20 protein-coding genes are annotated in these 20,876 nt (G+C 71.3%); 8 read left to right on the top strand and 12 right to left on the bottom strand.

Going from position 1 to position 20,876, the window contains the following annotated elements:
• Nucleotides 1–33: 33 nt before the first annotated feature.
• Entirely contained in the window at nt 34–1,440 is a 1,407-nt protein-coding gene (locus DVS28_RS16205; RefSeq protein WP_114592385.1) for a serine hydrolase domain-containing protein, read from the top strand.
• 51 nt (nt 1,441–1,491) lie between these two features.
• Here DVS28_RS16205 and DVS28_RS16200 read toward each other — a convergent pair whose 3' ends face one another.
• The gene (locus DVS28_RS16200; protein WP_164710633.1) at nt 1,492–2,073 is read right to left on the bottom strand and encodes a hypothetical protein; all 582 of its coding nucleotides are present in this window, start codon (nt 2,071–2,073) and stop codon (nt 1,492–1,494) included.
• A gap of 196 nt (nt 2,074–2,269) precedes the next feature.
• On the opposite strand from DVS28_RS16200, the gene DVS28_RS16195 reads away from it, so the two are divergent.
• Nucleotides 2,270–2,764 carry a cupin domain-containing protein gene (locus DVS28_RS16195; protein WP_164710632.1) on the top strand — a complete coding sequence of 165 codons (495 nt, stop codon included), beginning with the start codon at nt 2,270–2,272 and terminating at the stop codon, nt 2,762–2,764.
• A gap of 77 nt (nt 2,765–2,841) precedes the next feature.
• A complete protein-coding gene (locus tag DVS28_RS16190; RefSeq protein WP_245973551.1) occupies nt 2,842–3,036 on the top strand; it encodes a PspC domain-containing protein in 195 nt (64 codons plus the stop codon).
• 9 nt (nt 3,037–3,045) lie between these two features.
• Here the strand turns inward: DVS28_RS16190 and DVS28_RS16185 are convergent, their stop codons facing one another.
• Nucleotides 3,046–5,139 carry a M3 family metallopeptidase gene (locus DVS28_RS16185; protein WP_114592382.1) on the bottom strand — a complete coding sequence of 698 codons (2,094 nt, stop codon included), beginning with the start codon at nt 5,137–5,139 and terminating at the stop codon, nt 3,046–3,048.
• An 86-nt stretch (nt 5,140–5,225) separates the two neighbouring features.
• Here DVS28_RS16185 and DVS28_RS16180 point away from each other — a divergent pair, with 86 nt between their 5' ends.
• Entirely contained in the window at nt 5,226–5,681 is a 456-nt protein-coding gene (locus DVS28_RS16180) for an SRPBCC family protein (protein ID WP_114592381.1), read from the top strand.
• A 140-nt stretch (nt 5,682–5,821) separates the two neighbouring features.
• Complete coding sequence (locus DVS28_RS16175; protein ID WP_114592380.1) at nt 5,822–6,076, top strand: hypothetical protein; 255 nt, start codon at nt 5,822–5,824, stop codon at nt 6,074–6,076.
• A gap of 124 nt (nt 6,077–6,200) precedes the next feature.
• Here DVS28_RS16175 and DVS28_RS16170 read toward each other — a convergent pair whose 3' ends face one another.
• The 6 genes from DVS28_RS16170 to DVS28_RS16145 form a co-directional block, all read right to left on the bottom strand.
• Nucleotides 6,201–6,608 (bottom strand): YjbQ family protein, encoded by a 408-nt coding sequence (locus DVS28_RS16170; protein WP_114592379.1) that lies wholly within the window; start codon nt 6,606–6,608, stop codon nt 6,201–6,203.
• Nucleotides 6,609–6,610: 2 nt separating this feature from the next.
• Nucleotides 6,611–7,081, bottom strand: coding sequence for a PPOX class F420-dependent oxidoreductase (locus tag DVS28_RS16165; RefSeq protein ID WP_114592378.1), 471 nt, complete (start codon nt 7,079–7,081; stop codon nt 6,611–6,613).
• Nucleotides 7,082–7,352: 271 nt separating this feature from the next.
• Nucleotides 7,353–8,294: an ABC transporter permease gene (locus DVS28_RS16160; RefSeq protein ID WP_114592377.1), complete on the bottom strand. Its 942-nt coding sequence runs from the start codon at nt 8,292–8,294 to the stop codon at nt 7,353–7,355.
• Complete coding sequence (locus DVS28_RS16155) at nt 8,294–9,337, bottom strand: ABC transporter permease (protein WP_114592376.1); 1,044 nt, start codon at nt 9,335–9,337, stop codon at nt 8,294–8,296. The genes DVS28_RS16160 and DVS28_RS16155 overlap by 1 nt, the downstream gene beginning before the upstream one ends.
• The gene (locus DVS28_RS16150; RefSeq protein ID WP_114592375.1) at nt 9,334–10,830 is read right to left on the bottom strand and encodes an ABC transporter ATP-binding protein; all 1,497 of its coding nucleotides are present in this window, start codon (nt 10,828–10,830) and stop codon (nt 9,334–9,336) included. The genes DVS28_RS16155 and DVS28_RS16150 overlap by 4 nt, the downstream gene beginning before the upstream one ends.
• Before the next feature lie 9 nt (nt 10,831–10,839).
• A complete protein-coding gene (locus DVS28_RS16145; protein WP_114592374.1) occupies nt 10,840–12,129 on the bottom strand; it encodes a BMP family lipoprotein in 1,290 nt (429 codons plus the stop codon).
• 105 nt (nt 12,130–12,234) lie between these two features.
• On the opposite strand from DVS28_RS16145, the gene DVS28_RS16140 reads away from it, so the two are divergent.
• Nucleotides 12,235–12,879 (top strand): DUF1684 domain-containing protein, encoded by a 645-nt coding sequence (locus DVS28_RS16140; protein ID WP_216826083.1) that lies wholly within the window; start codon nt 12,235–12,237, stop codon nt 12,877–12,879.
• Here DVS28_RS16140 and DVS28_RS16135 read toward each other — a convergent pair.
• Nucleotides 12,876–14,036: a GGDEF domain-containing protein gene (locus tag DVS28_RS16135; protein WP_114592372.1), complete on the bottom strand. Its 1,161-nt coding sequence runs from the start codon at nt 14,034–14,036 to the stop codon at nt 12,876–12,878. The two genes, DVS28_RS16140 and DVS28_RS16135, sit on opposite strands and share 4 nt — an antisense overlap.
• A 140-nt stretch (nt 14,037–14,176) precedes the next feature.
• Here DVS28_RS16135 and istA point away from each other — a divergent pair, with 140 nt between their 5' ends.
• Nucleotides 14,177–15,394: an IS21 family transposase gene (gene istA, locus DVS28_RS16130; protein WP_114589837.1), complete on the top strand. Its 1,218-nt coding sequence runs from the start codon at nt 14,177–14,179 to the stop codon at nt 15,392–15,394.
• Complete coding sequence (gene istB / locus DVS28_RS16125; RefSeq protein WP_114589836.1) at nt 15,394–16,179, top strand: IS21-like element helper ATPase IstB; 786 nt, start codon at nt 15,394–15,396, stop codon at nt 16,177–16,179. The genes istA and istB overlap by 1 nt, the downstream gene beginning before the upstream one ends.
• A gap of 245 nt (nt 16,180–16,424) precedes the next feature.
• Here the strand turns inward: istB and DVS28_RS16120 are convergent, their stop codons facing one another.
• The 3 genes from DVS28_RS16120 to DVS28_RS29250 all read right to left on the bottom strand — a co-directional run bounded on the left by DVS28_RS16120 (nt 16,425) and on the right by DVS28_RS29250 (nt 20,785).
• Nucleotides 16,425–17,075: a histidine phosphatase family protein gene (locus DVS28_RS16120; protein WP_114592371.1), complete on the bottom strand. Its 651-nt coding sequence runs from the start codon at nt 17,073–17,075 to the stop codon at nt 16,425–16,427.
• A 69-nt stretch (nt 17,076–17,144) separates the two neighbouring features.
• On the bottom strand, nt 17,145–19,163 hold the full coding sequence (locus tag DVS28_RS16115; RefSeq protein WP_245973550.1) for an acetyl/propionyl/methylcrotonyl-CoA carboxylase subunit alpha: 2,019 nt from the start codon (nt 19,161–19,163) through the stop codon (nt 17,145–17,147).
• The gene (locus DVS28_RS29250) at nt 19,160–20,785 is read right to left on the bottom strand and encodes an acyl-CoA carboxylase subunit beta (RefSeq protein WP_245973549.1); all 1,626 of its coding nucleotides are present in this window, start codon (nt 20,783–20,785) and stop codon (nt 19,160–19,162) included. Before DVS28_RS29250 ends, DVS28_RS16115 begins: the two co-directional genes overlap by 4 nt.
• Between the last annotated feature and the right edge of the window lie 91 nt (nt 20,786–20,876).

The raw sequence follows: 20,876 nt of genomic DNA, 5'->3' as shown, positions 1-20,876 counted from the left end.
CCGCGTCCCGGCTGGCGTCTAGCATCGCCGGCCATGGGCTCCCATCCGATCACCCGTGCCGCCGTCGACGATGCGGTCCGCTACGCCGACCGCTGGTTGGCGTTCCGCCAGCGCGCCACCCGCGTCCCCGGAGTGCAGGCCGCCGTCTGGTTCGACGGCGAGCTCGTCCTCTCGACCGCGCACGGCGTCGCCGACGAGGCGTCGGGGGAGGCGCTGACCGCGGCGCATCGCTTCCGGATCGCCTCGCACTCCAAGACGATGACCGCGACGGTGCTGGCGCAGATGGTGGAGGAGGGGCATCTCCGCCTCGACGACCCGGTCGGTACCCGCCTGGACTGGCTGCACGACAGCGACTCGCCGGTGGCCGACCTGACCCTCTTCCAGCTGCTCGCCCACGCGGGCGGCATCCCTCGGGACTCCGCGAGCAGCGCCCACTGGCAGCACGAGGCGCCGTTCCTCGATGCCGACACCCTCGCCGAGCGGGTGCTGGCCGAGGGAACGGTGACCGGCGCCGACGTCCGGTTCAAGTACTCCAACATCGGCTACGCCCTGCTCGGCCAGGTCATCGAGGCCGTGACCGGCCGGAGCTGGGCGGAGGAGGTGCAGGAACGGATCCTCGACCCGCTCCGGCTCGCCGACACCGGGCCGGACTGGACCCCGGACGTCGACGGCCCGTGGGCGACCGGCCACACCGGGCTGGCGTGGGCCGACAGGCGGGTCCCCATCGACCAGGTCCCGACCAACGCGATGGCCGCAGCGACGGGGGTCTGGTCGACCGCCGCGGACCTGTGCACCTACATGGCGGCCCACCTGCCGGGCGACGAACGCCTCCTCACGGATGCGTCGAAGCGCCGCCTGCAACGACCCGTCCAGCAGGTCGAGGGGGTGCCCGATGGCGGCTACGGGCTGGGATTCATCACCTCGCGAATCGCCGGACGCAGCGGGGTCGGCCACAACGGGGGGTGGGCCGGCCACATCACCAGCACGGTCGCCCTGCCCGAGGACGGGCTGGTCGTGTCGGTGCTGACCAACGCCATCGACGGTCCCGCGCCCGAGCTGGTCGAAGGGATCATCCGCCTCGTCGACGCCGCAGCGGCGCCCGTCGATGGCCCCGTGGACGACGCCCGGGCGCGGGTCCCCGAGGGCCGCTACGCATGGTTGTGGGGTGTTCGCGACGTCGCCGTGCTGGGCGGTCGGGCGTACCTGTTGTCCCCGACGGTCCCCAATCCGGTGGCCGCGACCGTTCGGCTCGAGCCGGATGCCGACGACCCGGACCGCTGGGTCATGGTCGAGGGGCCCGGTTATGCCTCGGTGGGGGAGGCCGTGACCGTCGAGCGCGACGCCGACGGTCGGGTGGAGGCGCTGGACATGTCCGGTACCCGGATCGTGCCGATCGACCGGGCCGTGCTGCCCGACCGCGTCACCGCCCCCGGATCGTGAATCCAGGGGCAGCCTCGGCGGGTCCCTGTCACCGCCCCGCGGAAGACCAGATCAGCAGAGGGGCAGGCCAACGTTGAACTCGGCGGTGATTGACTCCGTCCCGAGGGTCTCGTTGCCGTCGAAGGTCCCGACGTAGCGGGTGACGTCGTCGGCCGGAGCCTCGATCGTGGTGGTTTCCGCGGCGATCTCCGCGCCCTCGAAGAGGTAGGTCATGGCCGCGTCGTCGACGCCACCCTGGACCCGGACCTGATCGCCGGCGGTGCTGGTGACCAGCACGGCGCCTCCGGACTGCTCACAGGCAGTTGCCTCGAGCGGGCTCTCGGTCCCGAACGTCAGCGCGGCCGCGCTGCCGGGTGCCGCGTCCTCGGCCGCGGCGTCGTCCGGGGTGGCCTCCTCGCCGGTCGGGTTCTGCTCGGTGGGGATCGGCTCGGCCGGGGCGGCCGCCGTCGGGGTGACGGCGGGGTCGCTGCTGGCCGGTGCGGCCGTTTCCATCGGGTCGGCCGGGGTGGTCGCCGTTGCCTCGATCGTGGGGACAACCGTCGGTGTGGTGTCGGCGTCGTCGCTGGAGCAGGCGGTGGCCACGACGGCGAGGACCGCCAGCATGGCCAGGACGAGGGTGGTTCGGGTGCGCACGTGCGCTCCTTCGGGTGGCGGGGAGACTGCGGGCGAAGGCAGGGCGCCTTCGCTGTCCATCACTGACGCATCCATGAGTACCGCACCGGGGGAGGCGACACCCCGGACGGACGGCCACAGCCCATCCGGCCGGGGATCGTGGTCGACGACCGACAGGGGGTTGTCCTCGCCGGACGGTGGGTCGATGATGCCGGCCGTGACGCTTCCCACCGACCGACAGTGGTACGGCCAGGACGGCCGGGTGGCCGCCGTCGACAGCCCCCTGCGCGAGGCCGAGACCCACCAGCTCGGCGCGACCACCATGCGGTTCCTCGTCACCCACGACATGACCGAGGGGCGGTTCGGGCTCTTCCGCTGGGAGATGGGCCCAGACAGCGGTGGCGCCTCACCGCACTTCCACCGCAACATCGCCGAGACCTTCATCGTGCTCGACGGCGCCGTCGGCCTGTACGACGGGCAGCGTTGGGTGACCCGAGGGCCCGGCGACGTCGTCTACGTCCCCGAGGGGGGCATCCACGGCTTCAGGCAGGAGGGCGAGGACCCGTCGACGATGCTCATCCTCTTCGTGCCCGGCCCCCGCCGGGAGGAGTACTTCCTCGAGCTCGTCGACGTGGTGACCAACGACCGGACCCTGTCGGAGGAGGAGTGGCGCGAGCTGTGGGCCCGCCACGACCAGTATCCCGCCACCTGAGGTCCACAGACGCGTGTCGACGCCGCGTCACCGGGTAGTCCTCGCACAGACCGATCACCCAACTGGAAGGACTGTCCGTGTCCACGCATTCCGTCGCACTCCAGCGTCCCCGCCACGGGAAGATGATCGCCGGGGTCTGCGCCGCCCTTGCCACCCGGTTCGGGGTCTCCGTCGGTGCGGTCCGGCTGGCGTTCCTCCTCTTCGGCATCGTCGGGGCCGGCGAGATCGCCTACATCGTGCTGTGGATCGTCATCCCGAAGGCGCCCCGCTGACCTCAGGGTTCAGCTGCTGAGCCCGCGTCGTTCCAGCAGCGGGGCGAGGGTCGGGGGACGGCCTCGCACCGCCTCGAACGCCGCCATGGGATCCTCGGCGCCACCCCGCGCGAGCAGCCGGTCGCGGAACACCTGGCCGTTCTCGCGTCGCAGGCCGCCCTGCTCGCCGAACCACTGGACGAGCTCGGCGTCCAGCACCTCCGACCAGATGTAGGAGTAGTACCCGGCGCTGTACCCGCCGGCGAAGATGTGGGCGAAGTAGGTCGTGCGGTAGCGGGGTGGGATCCACGGCAGGTCCAGCCCGAGCTCGGCCAGCGCGTCGAGCTCGAACGCCTCGACGTCGTCAGCCGCCACCGTGCGGCCCGGCGGGATCGTGTGCCAGGCGAGGTCGAGCAGCGCCGCCGCGAGGTACTCGCTCGTCGCGAATCCCTCCCCGTAGGTCCCCACCGCCTCGAGCCGCTCGACGACGGCCGGGTCCAGCGCCTCGCCGGTCTCGTGGTGGCGGGCGTAGCGGGCCAGCATCGCCGGGTCGAACGCCCACATCTCGTTGACCTGCGAGGGGAACTCCACGAAGTCACGCGGGACCGACGTGCCCGAGAACCGTGGGTAGGTGACATCGGAGAACAAGCCGTGCAGCGCGTGGCCGAACTCGTGGAACAACGTGCGGACGGCATCCACGGTCATCAGCGCCGGGCCGTCACCGGCGGGACGCGGGATGTTGTGGGTGACCGTCACTACGGGACGGCCGCCCAGCAGCGCCGACTGGTCCGCCAGCGTCGTCATCCAGGCCCCACCGCGCTTGGAGGGCCGTGACCACGGATCGATCAGGCACAGCCCAAGCCCATCGCCGTCGTGGTCGAACACCTCGAACAGCTGCACGTCGGGGTGGTAGGTGGGCAGGTCGTCGCGCTGGACGAAGGTGATCCCGTACAGGTCGGTTGCCGCGGCGAACACCCCGTCGCGCAGCACGGCATCGAAGGCGAAGTAGGGCCGCAGCGCCTCCTCCTCCACGCCGTAGCGGTCGCTGCGGACGCGCTCGGCGTAGTACGCCCAGTCCCACGGCTGCAGCGGGCCGTCCTCGCCGTCGGCCAGCAGCAGCGCCTCGAGCTCGGCGGCCTCGACGCGGGCGTTGGCCGTGGCTGGTCCCACCAGGCCGCGCAGGGTCTCCATCGCCGTGTCCGCATCGCCGGCGGTCTGGTCGGCGATCACATGGGCGGCGTGGGTCGGTGCACCGAGCAGGGCAGCCCGTTCGGCCCGCAGGCCGACGATCTCCGCGACGATCGGACGGGTGTCGTGCGGTCCACCGAGGCATCGCGTGACCGACGCCTCGTACAGCCGTCGACGGGTGCGCCGGTCGGTCAGGGACGACATCGCCGGCTGACCCGACGGCAGGACCAGCGGCAGCAGCCACCCCTCCAGGTCATGTTCCTGGGCGGACGCAGCGGCGGATGCCAGGGCGTCCTCGGACATGCCGACCAGCTCGGCGACCTCCGTCACGTGCACGGCGTTGGCCTTCGTTCCCTCCACCAGCAGCCGCTTGAAACGGGCACCCGCCTCCGACAGCTGGCGGTTCAGGTCCGACAGCCGCTGGCGGTCCTCGGCGTCGAGCGCCGCGCCGGCCCTGACGAAGTCGGTGTGGATGCGCTCGACCAGCCGGCACGTCTCGGCGTCCAGGTCGAGGGCGTCTCGCTGGTCGTGCACGGCGTCGAGGCGCTGGAAGATGCGCTGGTCCAGGTAGAGGGCGTCGGTGTGCGCCGCCAGCTGGGGGGCCAGCCACTCGTCGCGATCGGTGACCACGTCGTCGATGCAGGAGCTCGACTGGGTCCAGTGGATGGTCAGCGCCCGGTTGAGCAGCCGGCCGGATCGCTCCAGCGCCACCACCGTGTTGTCCACGGTCGGCTCGGCGGGATCGGTGGCGATCGCCTCCCACTCCTTGCGCTGGGCCTCCAGCCCTGCCTCGATCGCCTCGACGATGTGCTGCGGGGTGATCCGGTCCAACGGTGGCAACCCGTAGGGCAGGTCGCTCGGGGAGGACAGGGGGTTGTCGTCGGGGGCGACGTCGGCGGGCGTGCTGTCGGCAGGGGCGCTGTCAGGCAAGGACATCCGGCGATGCTATCGGCGGGGCCGGACGTGACGTACACGACAATTTCGTGGTTTGGGCAACCGGGGTTCGGAGGTAGAGCATTGTCATGGAACCAAGCACCACGTTCACCGAATCCGTCACCGTCGACAAGCCGGTTCGCACCGTCTACGACCAGTGGACTCAGTTCGAGGAGTTCCCCCGGTTCATGGAAGGTGTGGAGAAGGTCGAGCAGCTCGACGACACGCACCTTCGCTGGACCACCGAGATCGGTCTGGTCAAGCGCGAGTTCGACGCCGTCATCGACGAGCAGATCCCCGACAGGATCATCTCCTGGCGTGCCCAGGGCGAGGTCGAACACGCCGGGAAGGTCACCTTCGAGGCCGTCGACCCCACCACCACCAAGGTCGAGGTCACGATGGCCTGGTCGCCGGAGTCCTTCGCGGAGAAGGTCGCGGACTGGACCAACGCCGCTGAACGCCGCGTTCGTGGCGATCTCGAGCGGTTCGAGTCCTTCATCGAGGACCGAGTCGGCGCCACCGGAGCACACCGAGAGGCGCACTGACTACCGCAGTAGTTGGCCGTTCGGTCACCTGATCCAACGGCCAACCTCACCCCCGTTTGGGGACTAGTGATGTGGCAACAGTGGAAGCCGCACGTCGTTCGAGTCGACGGCGTGTACCCGAACCCCCAAGGAGAACCACAATGCGCTCCCGACTTCTGACCATCTTCCTTTCCGGCCTCCTCGCATTCGGCCTGGTTGCCTGTGACGACACCGGTGACGGCGTCGAGCAGGACGCCCAGGACATCGAGCAGGGCGCCGACCAGGCGATCGACGAGGCCGACCAGGAAATCGACGACGCCGCCGACGAGCTCGATGACATCGAGGCCGACGTCGACGCTGACATCGACACCGACGGCGACGCCGCGGCCGACCCGGCCGTCGAGCCCACCGAGTAACCCACAGACCTGAACGGGCGGTCTGACCGTCCGCTGTACGACACGCCCCCGACTTCGGTCGGGGGCGTCGTCGTGTTCAGGTAGCCGTGTCTCGGCCCGGACGCGCGTCGGGCCCGGGCGCGCGTCAGGCGCCGGTCAGGAACGACAGGCGCAGGGTGCGGCGCGGGTTGTCGACGTTTGTGTCGACCACCACGACGGACTGCCAGGTGCCCAACGCGATCTCGCCGTCGTCGACGGGCAGGACGAGGGACGGGGAGACGAACGCCGGCAGGACGTGGTCGGCACCGTGGCCAGGCGAGCCGTGGCTGTGCTGCCAACGGTCGTCGCGAGGCAACAACCCGTTCAACGCCGTGACCAGGTCGGGTTCGGACCCGGCCCCGGTCTCCAGCAGCGCGAGGCCGCAGGTGGCATGGGGCAGGAAGGCGTGCAGGAGTCCGCTGCGCCCGACGTTGGCGGCGAAAGCACGGACCTCGGCGGTCACATCGGTGACCGGGTCGGAGCTCGTTTCGAGGTGGAGTGTGCGGGTCAGCATCGTCAGCCTTCCTCGTCGGGGGCGAACTCGGGCGGCACGCCGCCCGTGGCGATCGGACCCCAGTCGTCGATGGTGATGGCGATCGCCACCTTGGCGCGGTCGCGCATGGCCTGCCGGTACTCCTCCCAGTCGGGGTGTTCGCCGGCAGCCGAGCGGAAGTAGTCCACCAGCGCCTCGACGCCGTCCTCGCCGTCGAGCACCTCGGCGTCGCCGTAGACCTGCACCCAGGGGCCGTTGAAGTCGTCGGACTGCACCATCACCGCGCAACCCGGCGAGCGGCGCAGGTTGGCCACCTTGGCCCGGGTGGGGTAGCTGCTGATCAGCAGTCGTCCGTCGCTGCCGACGGCGCCGGTGACCGGCGAGGCCTGCGGCCGGCCGTCGGCCCGGCTGGTGACGAGGACGAGGTTTCGGCGCGGGCGGACGAAGTCCAGCAACGCCTCTCGGTCGACGCGGTTCTCCTGTGCGATCTCCATGCGCCCAGCCTCTCGTGTCCGGGCAGCCGCCACCTGTCACGGACCGACCCCACCCGGATGGAATCGCCTCCGCCGTTGGATGGAATCGCCTCGGGCCGATGGCACAAACCGCTCGAACGCGGGGTTTCGCCGACGGAATCGCCTCCAACCGTCGCCCACCCCTGCCATTTCGGAGGCGATTCCGTCCGCTCGGGATGGCTCCGTCCGCTCGCGATGGCTCCGTCCGCTCGGGATGGCTTCGTCCGCGTGGGGACCCGTCTGGCCGGGCGGGCTACTCGGGCTGGAAGGCGGTGCCGAGCGCGGCCGGGGGGTCGTTGCGCAGGATCCAGCGGAGGCCGGGCCGGCGGTCGGTCAGTGTGCGGAAGGTGGAGTGGTTGACCACGACGAGGGTCAGGATCATCAGCGGGAACGGGATGATCGGCAGGATCTGCGACACGCCGGGGAACACCGGCTGCAGCTGCAGCGCCAGCACCTGCAGCGCCCCGAACAGGTAGCAGCCGAGCGCCGCCCGGACGGGATCCCAGCCGCCGAAGATGACGATCGCCAGGGCGATCCAGCCGAAGTTGGTCGTCGACCCCTCCGACCAGCCGAGCTTGACGTCCAGCGAGAACGCCGCACCGGCGACACCGACCAGCGCGCCACCGACCAGGGTGTAGGCCACACGCAGGCGGTTGACGGCGATGCCGCGCACCCACGCGGCGGCCGGGTGCTCGCCGATGGCCTGCAGCTCCAGCCCGAAGCGGGTCCGGTACAGCCAGAACCAGGCGATGAGGGCAACCAGCATCGAGGCGTAGACCGACGCGTTGTGGTCGAACAGGACCTCGCCGAGGAACGGGATGTCCGACAGCACCGGGATCGGCCAGGCCGGTACCGACTCGCCGGGCACCCGGACGAACGGTCCACCGAGGAACGACGACAGCTCGGCGCACAGCAGGGTGAGGACGAACCCGACGGCGATCTGGTTCAGCCCGAGGCGGATGGAGCTGACGGCGACGATGCCGGCGACGACCGCACCGACGGCTGCAGCAGCGGCGAAGCCGACCAGGACGCTGCCGGAGGTCGACGCGGCGGCGAATCCGGTCAGGGCGGCCAGCAGGATCGACCCGTCCAGGGACAGGTTGACCACCCCGGCGCGTTCGGTCAGGGTCTCGCCGACGCTGGCGAAGACCAGCGGGGCAGCGGCCGCAACGATGGCGGCGAGGGTGGCCTCCACTACTCGGTCACCTTCCGGAGGGGGTCGACGACCGAGGGACGACGACGCAGTCCGCCGACCCCACGGGCGATCAGGACGAGCAGGACGAGGGTGGAGGTGAACACGCCGGCCAGCGCCGAGTCGAGGTCCAGCCGCAGCTCCAGCTGGCTGGCCCCCACGCCCACCGCGGCGAAGAACACGGCCAGCGCCGCCGCGGGCAGCACACGGTACGCCGTCAGCAGGACCAGCAGGATGCCGACGAAGCCGTAGCCGCCGGAGATGGCGGGGACGAGCTTGTGGTGGACCGCGCCGACCTGCAGGGCACCGGCCAGCCCGGCCAGCCCGCCACCGATCGCGAACGCCGCGAGGGTGGTGCGCTGCACGGCCACGCCGAGCCGTTCGGCCGCCGCGGGATTGGCGCCGACAGCCCGCAGGCGCAGCCCGAAACGGGTGCCGCGCAGCAGCAACCAGACGCCGAGCACCCCGACCAGGGCGAGCCCGAGGGCGATCGGCGCCAGGCGCAGGCCCTCGAGGGTCGGGAACCATGCCTCGTCCCGGAACAGGTCGGTCCCCGATGTCGACGCCACACCGCTGCGCGACCACGGGCCGATGATCAGGTAGATCGCAAGGCCCGTGGCGGCGAAGTTCAGGCCGACGCCCGCGAAGATCTCGTTGACGCGTCCGCGGACCTTGAGGACACCGGTGAGCAGTCCCCAGGCCATGCCGGCGGCGATCCCGGCCAGCACCGCTGCGGTGAGGACCACGACGGTCGGGCCGGGCACGATCCGCGACGCCCATGCCGCGCCGATGCCGCCGGCGATGATCTGCCCCTCGACACCGATGTTCCACAGCCCGGCGGTGAACGTCACCGACAGGGAGGCGGCCGCGAGCGCGAGGGGCACCCAGACGACGAACGTGTCGGCCAGCTTGGTCGTCGAACCGAGCGAGCCGCTGACCAGCAACGACAGCGCCTCGCCGGGTGGGGCGTCGGCGAGGACCATCAGGCCGACCAGCGCCAGGAGCGCCACCGCAACCGGGGCGATCCAGGTCGTGACGAGCTTCATTCGCGGCCGCCGATCAGGTGCCCGAGGGTGTCGGGGTCGGCGTCGGCCGCGTCGAGGCTGGCGATGATGCGGCCGGCGAAGCAGACCAGGATGCGGTCGGCCCGGCGGCGCAGCTCGTCGAGGTCGGAGGAGGAGAAGACGATCCCGGCACCGGCGTCGGCCCGTGCGGTCAGCAGGTCCCAGACCCACTCGGCGCTGGCGACGTCGAGGCCACGGGTCGGGTGCTCCATCAGCAGCACGTCGACGTCGTCGCCCACCAGTGACAGCAGCAGCCGCTGCTGGTTGCCGCCCGACAGCTGCTCCGGGGTCGACGTCGGGGTGGCCTTGATGCGGTAGGTGTCGATGGCCCGCTCGGCGACGGCAACCGCCGCGTCGTCGTCGCGCCAGAAGCGCCGCCAGCCCGACCGGACGGGAACCGCCCCGGCCAGGTCGGCGTGTTCGGCCACCGTCAGCCCGGGAACCAGCCCCTCGGCGAGGCGGTCCGCCGGCAGGAACTCCAGGCCCATCGCCCGCCGCCGACGGGGAGACTCGCGCGTCACGTCCACGAGGCCATCGCTGTCGGCTCCCGCGTCGGCCAGCTCGATCGTGCCGGCCTCGGCAGCCAGCACCCCGGCGGCCAGCCGCAGCAGGCTGCGCTGGCCCGACCCCTCCATGCCCGCCAGCCCCACGACCTCACGGGCGTGCACGACCAGGTCGGCGTCGGCCACCGTGGTGGATCCGTCGAGCGCACCCACGCCGTGCAGGCGCAGCAGCGGTGCGCCGACGGTCACGGCCTCGCGTTCGCCCAGCTCCGGGCTGCTGCCGAACATCAGCTCCACCAGCTCGGCGTCGGAGACGGGCAGGTCGCGCTCGCCGACCACGCGGCCGGCGCGCATCACCGTCACCCGGTGGCACAGCTCGGCCAGCTCCTCCAGCTTGTGGGTGACGTAGACGACGCTGAGCCCCTCCTCGTCGGCCAGCCGACGCAGGGCGGCGAACAGCAGCTCGCGCTGGTCCGCGGAGATCGCCGTCGTCGGCTCGTCGAGGATCAGCACCCGGGCACCCGCGGCCAGCAGCCGCGCCATCTCCAGCTGCTGGCGTTCACCGACGGTCAGGGTGCGGGCCACCGCGTCGGGCGGCAGCTCGAAGCCGAGCCGGTCACAGGTTGCGGCCAGCTGACGACGACCCTCCGCCCTCGACAGGTGGCCGTGGCTCCCCAGCAGGAAGTTCTCCAGCACCGTCATGGGGCCGAGCACCATCGGGTCCTGGTGCAGCAGGCCGATGCCGGCCGCCAAGCCGTCCCGCGGGCCGGACATGTCCAGGTCGACCCCGTCGAGGCGGATCCGTCCGGCGTCGGCCCGGCGGGCGCCCGAGACGATGCCGACGATCGTGGACTTGCCGGCCCCGTTCTCGCCGACGAGGCCGTGCAGCGCGCCCGGCTGCACGGTGAAGGCCACACCGTCGTTGGCCTTCACCGTGCCGTAGCGCTTGTGGACGTCGATGACCTCAAGCACGTGGGGTCGCTACTCCTGGGTCTCGGCGGTGCCGTCGATGCCCTCGAGCAGCCCCGGGAAGTACCAGACCTGCTGGTCGGTGGCGACCTCGCCGTCGGCGACGTAGGTGGTGCCGTCCTGCAGGACCAGCGGGCCGGCGAACAGTCCCACCGATCCGTCCAGCAGGCCAGCGGTCAGCTCGTCGACCGCCGCAGCGGCGTCGTCCCCGAGGCCCGGGCCCTTGAGGAAGCCCACGGTGCTGGCGTCGAGGTCGTTGATGTCGTCGGCATCCGGGCCGAGCCAGCGGAAGTCACCGGCGAAGCTGCCGTCGACGACGGACTGGGCGGTCTCGAGGTAGGCCGGGCCCCAGTTGAAGTAGGGGACACCCAGGCAGACGTCGGGGGCCTCGTCGCAGGCGCCGAGGAAGTCGTAGGGCACGGCGTGCACGGCGTCGCCGGCCTCGGCGAGCTGCCCGGTCCGCACGATCGCCTCGGTGGTGTCGATGCCGGACAGGACGACGTCGGCGCCACCGGCGTAGAAGTCGTTGACGACCTGGGTCGGGTCCAGGGTGACGCCGGGGATGTTGAACCAGAAGCCGATGTAGGTGACCTCGAAGGTCAGGTCCTCCGCGGCCTCGCCGCGCGTCTCGGTCCAGCAGTGGCGGGCGCCGAGGTAGGTGGAGTTGACCAGGCGGATGGTCTCGGAGTTGACGATGGGACCGAGGTAGGCCAGGTGGCCGGTCTCGGTGGTCATCGCCGCTGCGCAGCCAGCGAGGGCCTTGGTCAGCTCCATCCGTCCGAAGACGTTGCCGAGGTTGGTCAGGTCGGGCTGGTAACCCTCGCCGTCCTCCCACGCGGAGTCACCGGAGGACCAGATCATCGGCACGTCGGGGTGCTCGGCAGCGGCGGCGAGGATGCCGTCGCGCATGTCGTCGGATGTCGCGAAGATCAGCTGCGCACCCTGGTCGATCATGTCGGTCACGACCGACTCGACGGAGATCTCGGGCTTGTCGGCCGGGTTGACGGAGTCCACGACGATCATCTCGGCGCCGGGCAGGTTCGCCTCGATGTACTCGCCACCCTCGAAGTGGGCCTGGGAGTAGCCGCGGTCGTCACGGGGACCGACGAGGATCATGCCGAAGACGAACGGTTCGCCGTCCTCCGCAGCCCCCTCGCCGTCGTCGGAACCGTCGTCGGTGCTGTCGTCAGCGCTGTCGTCCGCAGGGGCCTCGACGGCCGCGTCGTCGGTGCTGTCGTCGGTGCCGCTGCAGGCGGTCAGCAGCAGGGTCGTTGCGGCCAGGGCCGCCAGAAGTCGTCGCATCGATTGCTCCAGTGGGTTGTGCGGTCAGCGGCTCGACCCGGTCATTCAAGCCCGAACCGGGCGACAATGGAAATATCCCCCCGGTGACCGCGTGTTGGCCGCAGGGTGACATCTCCTGCGCCTGCTGACGAATCCGGTCCATCGCCCGCCACGGTCCTCGACCTCGCCGACTACCGCCGACGCATGGCCGAGGTCTACGCCGACCTGCGACGTGCCCCGGATCCGTTGTCGGCATGGTCGCTGTGGCGCGAGGGACGTGACGCCCTGTTCACCCACCCCTCCGGGGTGTGGGCGGAGTCCGCACAGCCGCCGGCCACCATCCCGACCTGGGACCACGATCCGACCTGGCGCCTGGAGGTCGAGGTCGGCCCGCCGGTCGACGACCAGCCCGTCGGCCTGCCCCACTCCGGCGACGGCGTCACGATGGCCGAGCCGATCGGCACGGTCAGGATCGACCGCGGCGGCGACGTCGGGACCCTGACCCTCTACTGGTTGCGGCAGTACGGCGGCGGACTCTTCCTCCCGTTCCGCGACGCGACCAGCGGCGACCAGACCTACGGTGGCGGCCGCTACCTGCTGGACGGGGCGAAGTCTGCCGACCTCGGCGGCGCGGACCGTCGCCTGGTCCTGGACTTCAACTTCGCCTACCACCCCTCCTGCGTGCACGACCCGCGCTGGTCGTGCCCGTTGGCCCCGCCGACCAACACCCTGCCCTTCGCTGTTCGTGCCGGGGAGCGCCTCGCCGGTTAGCTGCCGCCGTCGGACGCGGCGGGCAGCTCGAGCGGTCGCTCACGTGTGCGCTTGGCCCGGTACATCGCGCGATCGGCGCGGTCGAGCAACCCATCGAGCGGCCCTGTCTCGACACCGATGCTGGCGGAGGACGGGATGGTCAGCTCGCCGACGTGCACCGGTTCGTGGAGGACACCCTTGACCCGTTCCACGACCTGGTCGGTGTACTCGGGGGCGGGGGAGAGCAGGACGACGAACTCGTCACCCCCCATCCGAGCGACCAGGTCGTGACGTCGGGCCACGCCTCGGAGGCGAAGCCCGATGACTCGCAGGACCTCGTCGCCGACCGCGTGCCCATGGGCGTCGTTGATCGCCTTGAAGTCGTCGAGGTCGATCGAGAGCAGCGTGACGGGCGCCTTCGGAGGGATGTTCGCCATCGTCTGGACCAGTCCCCGCCGGTTGGCGAGCCCGGTGAGGGGGTCGTGCTGACTCTCGTGGAGCAGGCGGACCCGTTCGGCGAGCGCAGCGGCATGCGCCCGGTAGGCCAGCAGGACCACCCCGACCGGCCCGGCCAGCAGGACGCCGGCCCTTGGGTCCTCGAGGACCAGCATCATGCCGGCCAGGACGAGGCCCACCAGCGCGCTGGAGAACATCCAGATCGGGACGTAGGAGACCGGCGGTGGCGCGGGTTCCTGCGCATCCCCGGAGTCTGCCGTCAACGCGATCACCCTCCGGATCAGCAGCGTGCTCGCGGACATGGCCAGCAGGACGGCCAGCCACGACACGCCCCACTGGGCTGGTCCGAGCTCCGTGTGCGGGGCAAGCAGGCCATGTGCGACCCACGCAGCCACCGACGCCTCCAGCATGGCGATGCCCACGTTGAAGGAGGCTTTCAGCAGGGGACGGCGACGCCACAGCTGCCAGCCCAGCGTGGCGAACCCGGCAGCGGACGCCAAAGCGAGCGGCGTTGCGGTGAAGATCCCCACGACGATCGCCAGCTCGTCGACCACGAACTCGTGGGACGCCGAACGCAGCCGCAGGCGGATGCGCGCCGCGCCGGTAGCGGCGAAACCGGCGACCAACACCGCCCACGGCAGACGGGGAGTGAGGAGGGGTGTCGACCACGCCCCCGCGCTCAGCACGAGCAGCACGACCAGCAGGTGCGTCCCGACGGTCACCCCCGCGACTGTCGGTAGCGGCCCAATACTGACCCCCTGACGACGGGCGAATCTTGACCCCCTTCGTCGTGGTTCACCTGCTGTGGGCGGGTGGGATCTGACCCTGACTCGATCGTGTCGTCGAGTCAGGAGGAAGGGTTGTGATTGACGTGGAGCAGTGGGCTGAGGTCCGCCGGTTGCATTTCGCTGAGGGGATGGCGATCAAGGCGATCGTGCGGGCGACGGGGTTGTCGCGCAACACGGTGCGGGCGGCGATCCGCTCGGCGTCGCCACCGAAGTACGAGCGGGAGGCGGCGGGGTCGGCGGTGGATGCGTTCGAGCCGCAGATCCGCCAGTTGCTCAAGGCCACGCCGGACATGCCGGCCACGGTGATCGCCGAGCGGATCGGCTGGTCGCGGGGGATGACGGTGCTGCGCGACCGGGTGCGTGAGCTGCGTCCGGCCTACCTGCTGCCGGAGGGGTATGGCCGCACCGTCTATCGGGAGGGCGAGCTGGCCCAGTGGGACCTGTGGTTCCCCGAGGACCTGAAGGTGCCGGTCGGGTTCGGACAGACCGCGGTGCTGCCGGTGATCGTCGGGGTGCCCTGCTACTCGCGGTGGATCACCGCCCGGATGATCCCGTCCAAGGACAAACACGACGTGCTCGGCGGGCACCTGTGGTGCCTCCGCGACCTGGGCCGGGTGCCCCGCAAGGGGGTGTATGACGGCGAGCCCGCGATCAGCGTCCGGCGGGGCCGCAAGCTGGTCTACACCCAGGAGTACTTGGCGTTCCGAGGCACGTTGGGGATGGGCTCGATCGTGCTGGCCAAGGGCCACCCGGAGCGCAAGGGGGTGGTGGAGCGGGCCAACGGCTACCTGGAAACGAGCTTCATGCCCGGACGCAGCTTCGGCTCGATCGACGACTTCAACACCCAGCTGGGCCTGTGGCTTGAGGACCGGGCCAACGTCAGGGTCCACGCCGGGCTGCGCCAGCGGCCCTCCGAACGCATCGACGCCGACCTGGCCGCGATGCTGCCGCTGCCGCCGGTGCCGCCCGATGTCGATTGGACCCACACCGTCCGGTTGGGCGCCGACCACTGGGTGCGGGTGGACACCAACGACTACTCCGTCCACCCGGGCGCGATCGGCCGCAAGGTCACCATCCGCCGCACCGCCGATCAGGTCGTGGTGACCTGTGGCCGCGACGAGGTCGCCCGCCACGACCGGGTCCTCGCCAAGCATCAGACCATCACCGACCCGGCCCACGACGCCGCCCGCAAGGCCCGCGCCCAGCTGCTCGAGCTGCCCGTCGCCGGCCCCGACACCGGTGTGGAGCAGCGGGACCTCGCCGACTACGACCGGCTGCTCGGGGTGGCCTGATGGCAACCACGCCGGCGTCGGCCACCGACAGCCACCTGGCCTACCTGTGCCGGGCCATGAAGGCCCCGTCCCTCGCGGCGGCCGCCCCGCGGCTGGCCGACCGGGCCCGCGAGGAGGGCTGGACCCACGAGGCGTTCCTCGCCGCGTGCCTTGAGAAAGAAGTCGACGCCCGCGCCGCCCACGGCGGCCAGGCCCGCATCAAAGCCGCGAAGTTCCCGGCCCGCAAGACCCTGGAGGACTTCGACTTCGACCACCAGACCTCCGTCAAGCGCGAATTGATCGGCCATCTCGGCCAGCTCGACTTCGTCGACGCCCGCGCCAACGTGGTGTTCCTCGGCCCGCCCGGCACCGGCAAGACCCACCTCTCCATCGCGCTGGGCATCCGCGCCTGCCTGGCCGGTCACCGCGTCGCCTTCGCCACCGCCGCCCAATGGGTCGACCGGCTCGGCGCCGCCCACGCCGCCGGCCGGCTCCAGGACGAACTCCGCGCCCTCGGCCGCGTCCCCGTCGTGGTCATCGACGAGGTCGGCTACATCCCGTTTGAGGCCGAGGCCGCCAACCTGTTCTTCCAACTCATCGCCGCCAGATACGAACGCGCCAGCGTGATCATGAGCTCCAACAAGCCATTCAGCCGGTGGGGCGAGGTCTTCGGCGACCCCGTCGTGGCCGCAGCCATGATCGACCGGCTCGTCCACCACGCCGACGTCGTCCCGCTCAAGGGCGACAGCTACCGCCTCAAGGACCGCGACCTCGGCCGCGTCCCCGCCGCCGACCCAGCACCATGAACTCCAGAGGGGGTCAAGATTCAACCGCTGCAAGGGGGTCAGATTTCGCCCGCTGTTGACAGCGACACCCCGCCATGCGTCGTGCGCGCTCGATCGTCCCCCACCCACTGTCGCCCCACCCCTTCTCGTCACGCCGCCGGTGCCCTCGCGTTCAATCGGAAGTATCGGACTCGAAACAGCGTACGTGAAGGGCATCCCAAGAGGTTGGTTACGATGGGCCAGTCGGCCTGGTCATTCCTGACTGGTCACCGATAGGTGCGTTGTCCGCTGCGTTCGCCCGTGAAATGGGCGTGATCGTTGAACCCGAGCAGTGACAGGCCCGACCTGCCGGCCAGCAAGGTGGTGAAGGCGGCGTTGACGACGACCCGGTTGAGCGCGACCACGGTGTCCGCACCGCCCCGGAGCAGGTGCGCGGCGATCGCCGCGATCACGCCGCCCGACGTGGCAACGACCGCGTCCCGACCCGGTTCGAGGCCTTCGACGAGCTCCTCGAGGGCCGCAACGGCACCGCCGCTGAAGGCCCGCCAGCCGTCGGCTGCGTCGTCGGTGACCCAGCGGCTCAGCGCGGTGTCGAGCACGGCCTGGAACTCCCGCTCGCCGGTCGGCATCGACCGGCCCGATGCGGTCACCGCGTGCTCGACCATCGCCACGTGGTCGTACTCGTTCCAGCGGGGATCGACCCGGATGTCGTCGACGCCGAACCGACGGGCCACCGGGGCAGCGGTGTCACGCTGACGTCGGAGGGTGCCGCTGGCCACGACCGGGTTCCGCAACCCCCGGTCGGCGAGGGTGTCGGCCGCGACCCCGGCCTGCTGGTGGCCCAGCTCGGAGAGGTTGTCGTAGTCAGCAGCGCCGAAGGAGGCCTGGCCGTGGCGGAGGAGTGTGACGGTGGGCACGGGGACTCCGGATCGGTGGGGGAGCGGTCAGCTTGGGACACGCGGCCCGCCGGCGACAAACCGGTTGGCTCAGCCCCCGGTGTCGGTCGGTTCGATCCGGGCCACGACTGCACCGACGCCGACCTGGTCCCCGACCTCGACGACCTCCACGAGCGTGCCGGCCACGTCGGCCCGGATGACGTGCTCCATCTTCATGGCCTCCATCACGACCAGCTGGCTGCCGGCGGTCACGTCCTGGCCGACCGTGGCCTCCACCGCGGTCACCGCGCCGTGCATCGGGGCGGTGAGGATCCCCGCACCGGCCGCGTCGTCGGCCCCGGGAGGGAGCTCGGTCGGGTCCGACACGACGAGGTCGGCCTCGGACAGGTGCACGAGCAGGCGACCCTCGCCGAGGCGGTGGGCGCTCAGGTGCACGGGGCGCCCGTCGACGCGAAGGGCTTCGGGTGTGCCGGTCACCAGGAACGGCTCGCCCTCCACCGACACCGAGAGCCCGGCATCGGTGGCCTGCAGGGACACGGCCACGTGGTCGCCGCCCACCCGGAGCGGACGGGCGTCGACCAGCCAGGTGGCGTTGGTCCACCCGGCCAGCCCGGGGGAGTGGCGCTCGGCATCCGCGGTCGCCGTCAGCTGGCGCCATCCGGCGACCGCGGCGACGTCGCGGGGGTCGAGGGCAACGGTGGTGACGTCGTGGTCGGTCAGGAACGACGTGGTGGCGCCGCCGTCGGCGAACACGGGGTGCCGCAGCACCCTGGCAAGGAACGTGCGGTTGGTCGTTGTCCCCAGGCAGACCAGCCGGTCCAGGGCATCGGCGAGCCGTCGGCGGGCCTCGTCACGGTCGCGTCCGTGGGCGATGACCTTCGCCAGCATCGGGTCGTAGTGGGCGGTGACCTGCTGGCCCGCGGCGATGCCGGCGTCGACGCGGATGCCGACGCCGGTGGGGGGCTGCCAGGCCTCGATGGTGCCGGTCTGCGGCAGGTAGCCGTTGGCGGGATCCTCGGCGTAGAGCCGCACCTCGATGGCGTGGCCGTCCAGGACGATGTCGTCCTGACCGAACGCCAGCGCCTCGCCCCGTGCGACCCGCAGCTGCCACTCGACGAGGTCGATGCCGGTGACCAGCTCGGTGACCGGATGTTCGACCTGCAGGCGGGTGTTCATCTCCAGGAACGCGAACGCCTGGTGGTCACCGTCGCGGCGCTCGACGTCGAGGAGGAACTCCACGGTGCCGGCGCCGACGTAGCCGATGTCGGCGGCGGCGGTGACCGCTGCCTGCTGCATCGCCGAACGGGTGACGTCGTCGATGGCAGGCGAGGGGGCCTCCTCCACGACCTTCTGGTGGCGTCGCTGGACCGAGCAGTCCCGTTCGCCCAGGGCCACGACGTTGCCGTGGGTGTCGGCCAGCACCTGGATCTCGACGTGGCGAGGGTGCAGCAACGCCCGTTCCAGGATCAGGGTGTCGTCGCCGAAGGCCGAGGTGGCCTCGCGACGAGCGGCGGCCAGGGCATTGGGCAGGTCCGCGGCGTCGGTGACCAGGCGCATGCCCTTGCCGCCTCCGCCGGCGGCGGCCTTGACCATCAGCGGCAGGCCGATGCGGTCGGCTTCGGCCAGCAGCGTCTCATCGGACTGGTCGGTGCCCTGGTAGCCGGGCAGCAGCGGCACGCCGGCGTCGGCCATCCGTCGCTTGGCGGCGGCCTTGTCGCCCATCAGGTCGATCGCCTCCGGGGTCGGGCCGATGAAGACCAGCCCTGCCTCGGCCACGGCCCGGGCGAACCGGGCGTTCTCGGCCAGGAACCCGTAGCCGGGGTGGATGGCCCCGGCGCCGCTGGTGCGGGCGGCGTCGATGACGGCGTCGATGTCCAGGTAGGACTGGGCGGCTGCGGCCGGACCCAGCCGGACCGCATCGTCGGCCAGCGCCACGTGCGGCGCATCGGCGTCGGCGTCGGAGTACACCGCGACGGTGCGGTACCCATGCGCCCGGGCGCTGCGGATGACCCGGACGGCGATCTCGCCACGGTTGGCGACGAGCACGGTGTCGAAGGGGGCAGGGTCGACGAGGGTGGTGTCCAAGGGGGTGGGATCGGAACGTGTCACGGCCGCGCCACCCCGAAGCTGAGCGGACGGACGTCGGTGGCCTCGCCCTCCTGGGCGGTGGCCAGGACGATCCCGAGGACGCGACGGGTGTCCCGCGGGTCGATCAGCCCGTCGTCGAGGCCGAGTCCGGACGTGACCAGCGCCGACTCCTGCGCCGCGTACTGGCTGACGATCTGGCCCGCGAAGGCGTCGAGCATCGCCTCGTCGAGCGGTTCGCCCTTCTTCTCCGCCCGCTGCTCGGCAACGATGCGCATCGTGGTCGCGGCCTGCTCGGCCCCCATCACCCCCGATCTGGCGTTGGGCCAGGTGAAGGAGAACCGGGGGTCGTACCCCTGACCGCACATGCCGTAGTTGCCGGCCCCGAAGCTGGCCCCGATGAAGAAGGTGAAACGCGGCACGTCGACGGTGGTGACCGCCTGGATCATCTTCGACCCGTTCTTGATCATGCCGCCGCGTTCGGAGTCGGTCCCGACCATGTAGCCGGTGATGTTCTGCAGGAACACCAGCGGCGTGCCGAGCTGACCGCAGCGCTGGACGAACTGGGTGGCCTTCTGCGCGCCGTCGTTGTCGATCGGTCCGTTGTTGGCAACGATCCCGACGGGACGACCGAAGACCGCAGCCTCGACGCAGACGGTGGCGGGCCCGTAGCGGGGCTTGACGTCGAGGATCCGCGAGCCGTCGACGATGCGGGCGATGACCTCGCGGACGTCGTAGGCGGTCCGGTAGTCCGCGGGGACGACCCCGGCGATCTCGTCGGGATCCAGGACGGGCGGGTCCCAGTCGCGGTTGTCGGCCTCGGCCGTCCGAGCGGTGCCGAAGCGCATGGCGCCGACGACCTCCCGGGCGATCCGCAGGCCGTCGGCGTCGTCCTCGGCGACGTGCTCGATCAGGCCGGACACGGTCGCGTGCATGCCGATCCCACCCAGGTCGTCGGCCTCGGCGACCTCACCCGTCGCGGCCTTCAGCAGCGGGGGCCCGGCGAGGAACGCCTGGCCACGGCCCTTCACGCCGATCACCACGTCGCTCATGCCGGGCATGTAGGCACCGCCGGCGGTGGACGAGCCGTGCAGCACCGTGATCACGGGGACCCCGGCGGCGGACAGGCGGGCCATGTTGGCGAAGAACCGTCCCCCCTCGGCCCATTGCTCGACGCGGTACTCCAGCAGGTTGGCGCCGGCGGACTCGACCAGCATGACCAGCGGCAGCCGGTTCTCCAGCGCGATCTCCTGGGCGCGGAGCACCTTGGCGCCACCCGCCCGGGTCAGTGCGCCGGCGTTGATGCCCGAGTCGTTGGCCACGACCATGCAGCGGGTGCGGGCGACCATGCCGATGCCGGTGATCTGGGAGGCGCCGGGGATCGACCGGTCGGGGTCGTCGGTGTCGACGAGGTAACCGGCATGGGTGCGGAGCTCGAGGAACGGCGCCCCGGGGTCGAGGAGGCGAGAGACCCGCTGCCGGGGGGTCAGCTGGCCGCGTTCGGCGAAGCGGTCGGCGCGCCGGTGCGAGGCGTCGACCGCCCGCTGCTGGAGCGAGCGCATCTGCTCGACCTGCTCGAGCATGGCCTCGCGGTTGGCCCGGAACTCCGGGCTGGAGGGGTTTGTCCTCGACTGGAATACGGGCACGTGGTCCTCACCGACTCGACTCGTCCTGAGTGCGACTCAACTAAACGTGAACGCCGCACAGGAAGTCAAGGCGGTGGGCCCGGGCCAGCGG

It is taken from the genome of Euzebya pacifica, assembly GCF_003344865.1.
GTDB lineage: Bacteria > Actinomycetota > Nitriliruptoria > Euzebyales > Euzebyaceae > Euzebya > Euzebya pacifica.
This window is presented reverse-complemented; position numbering and strand designations above follow the sequence as displayed.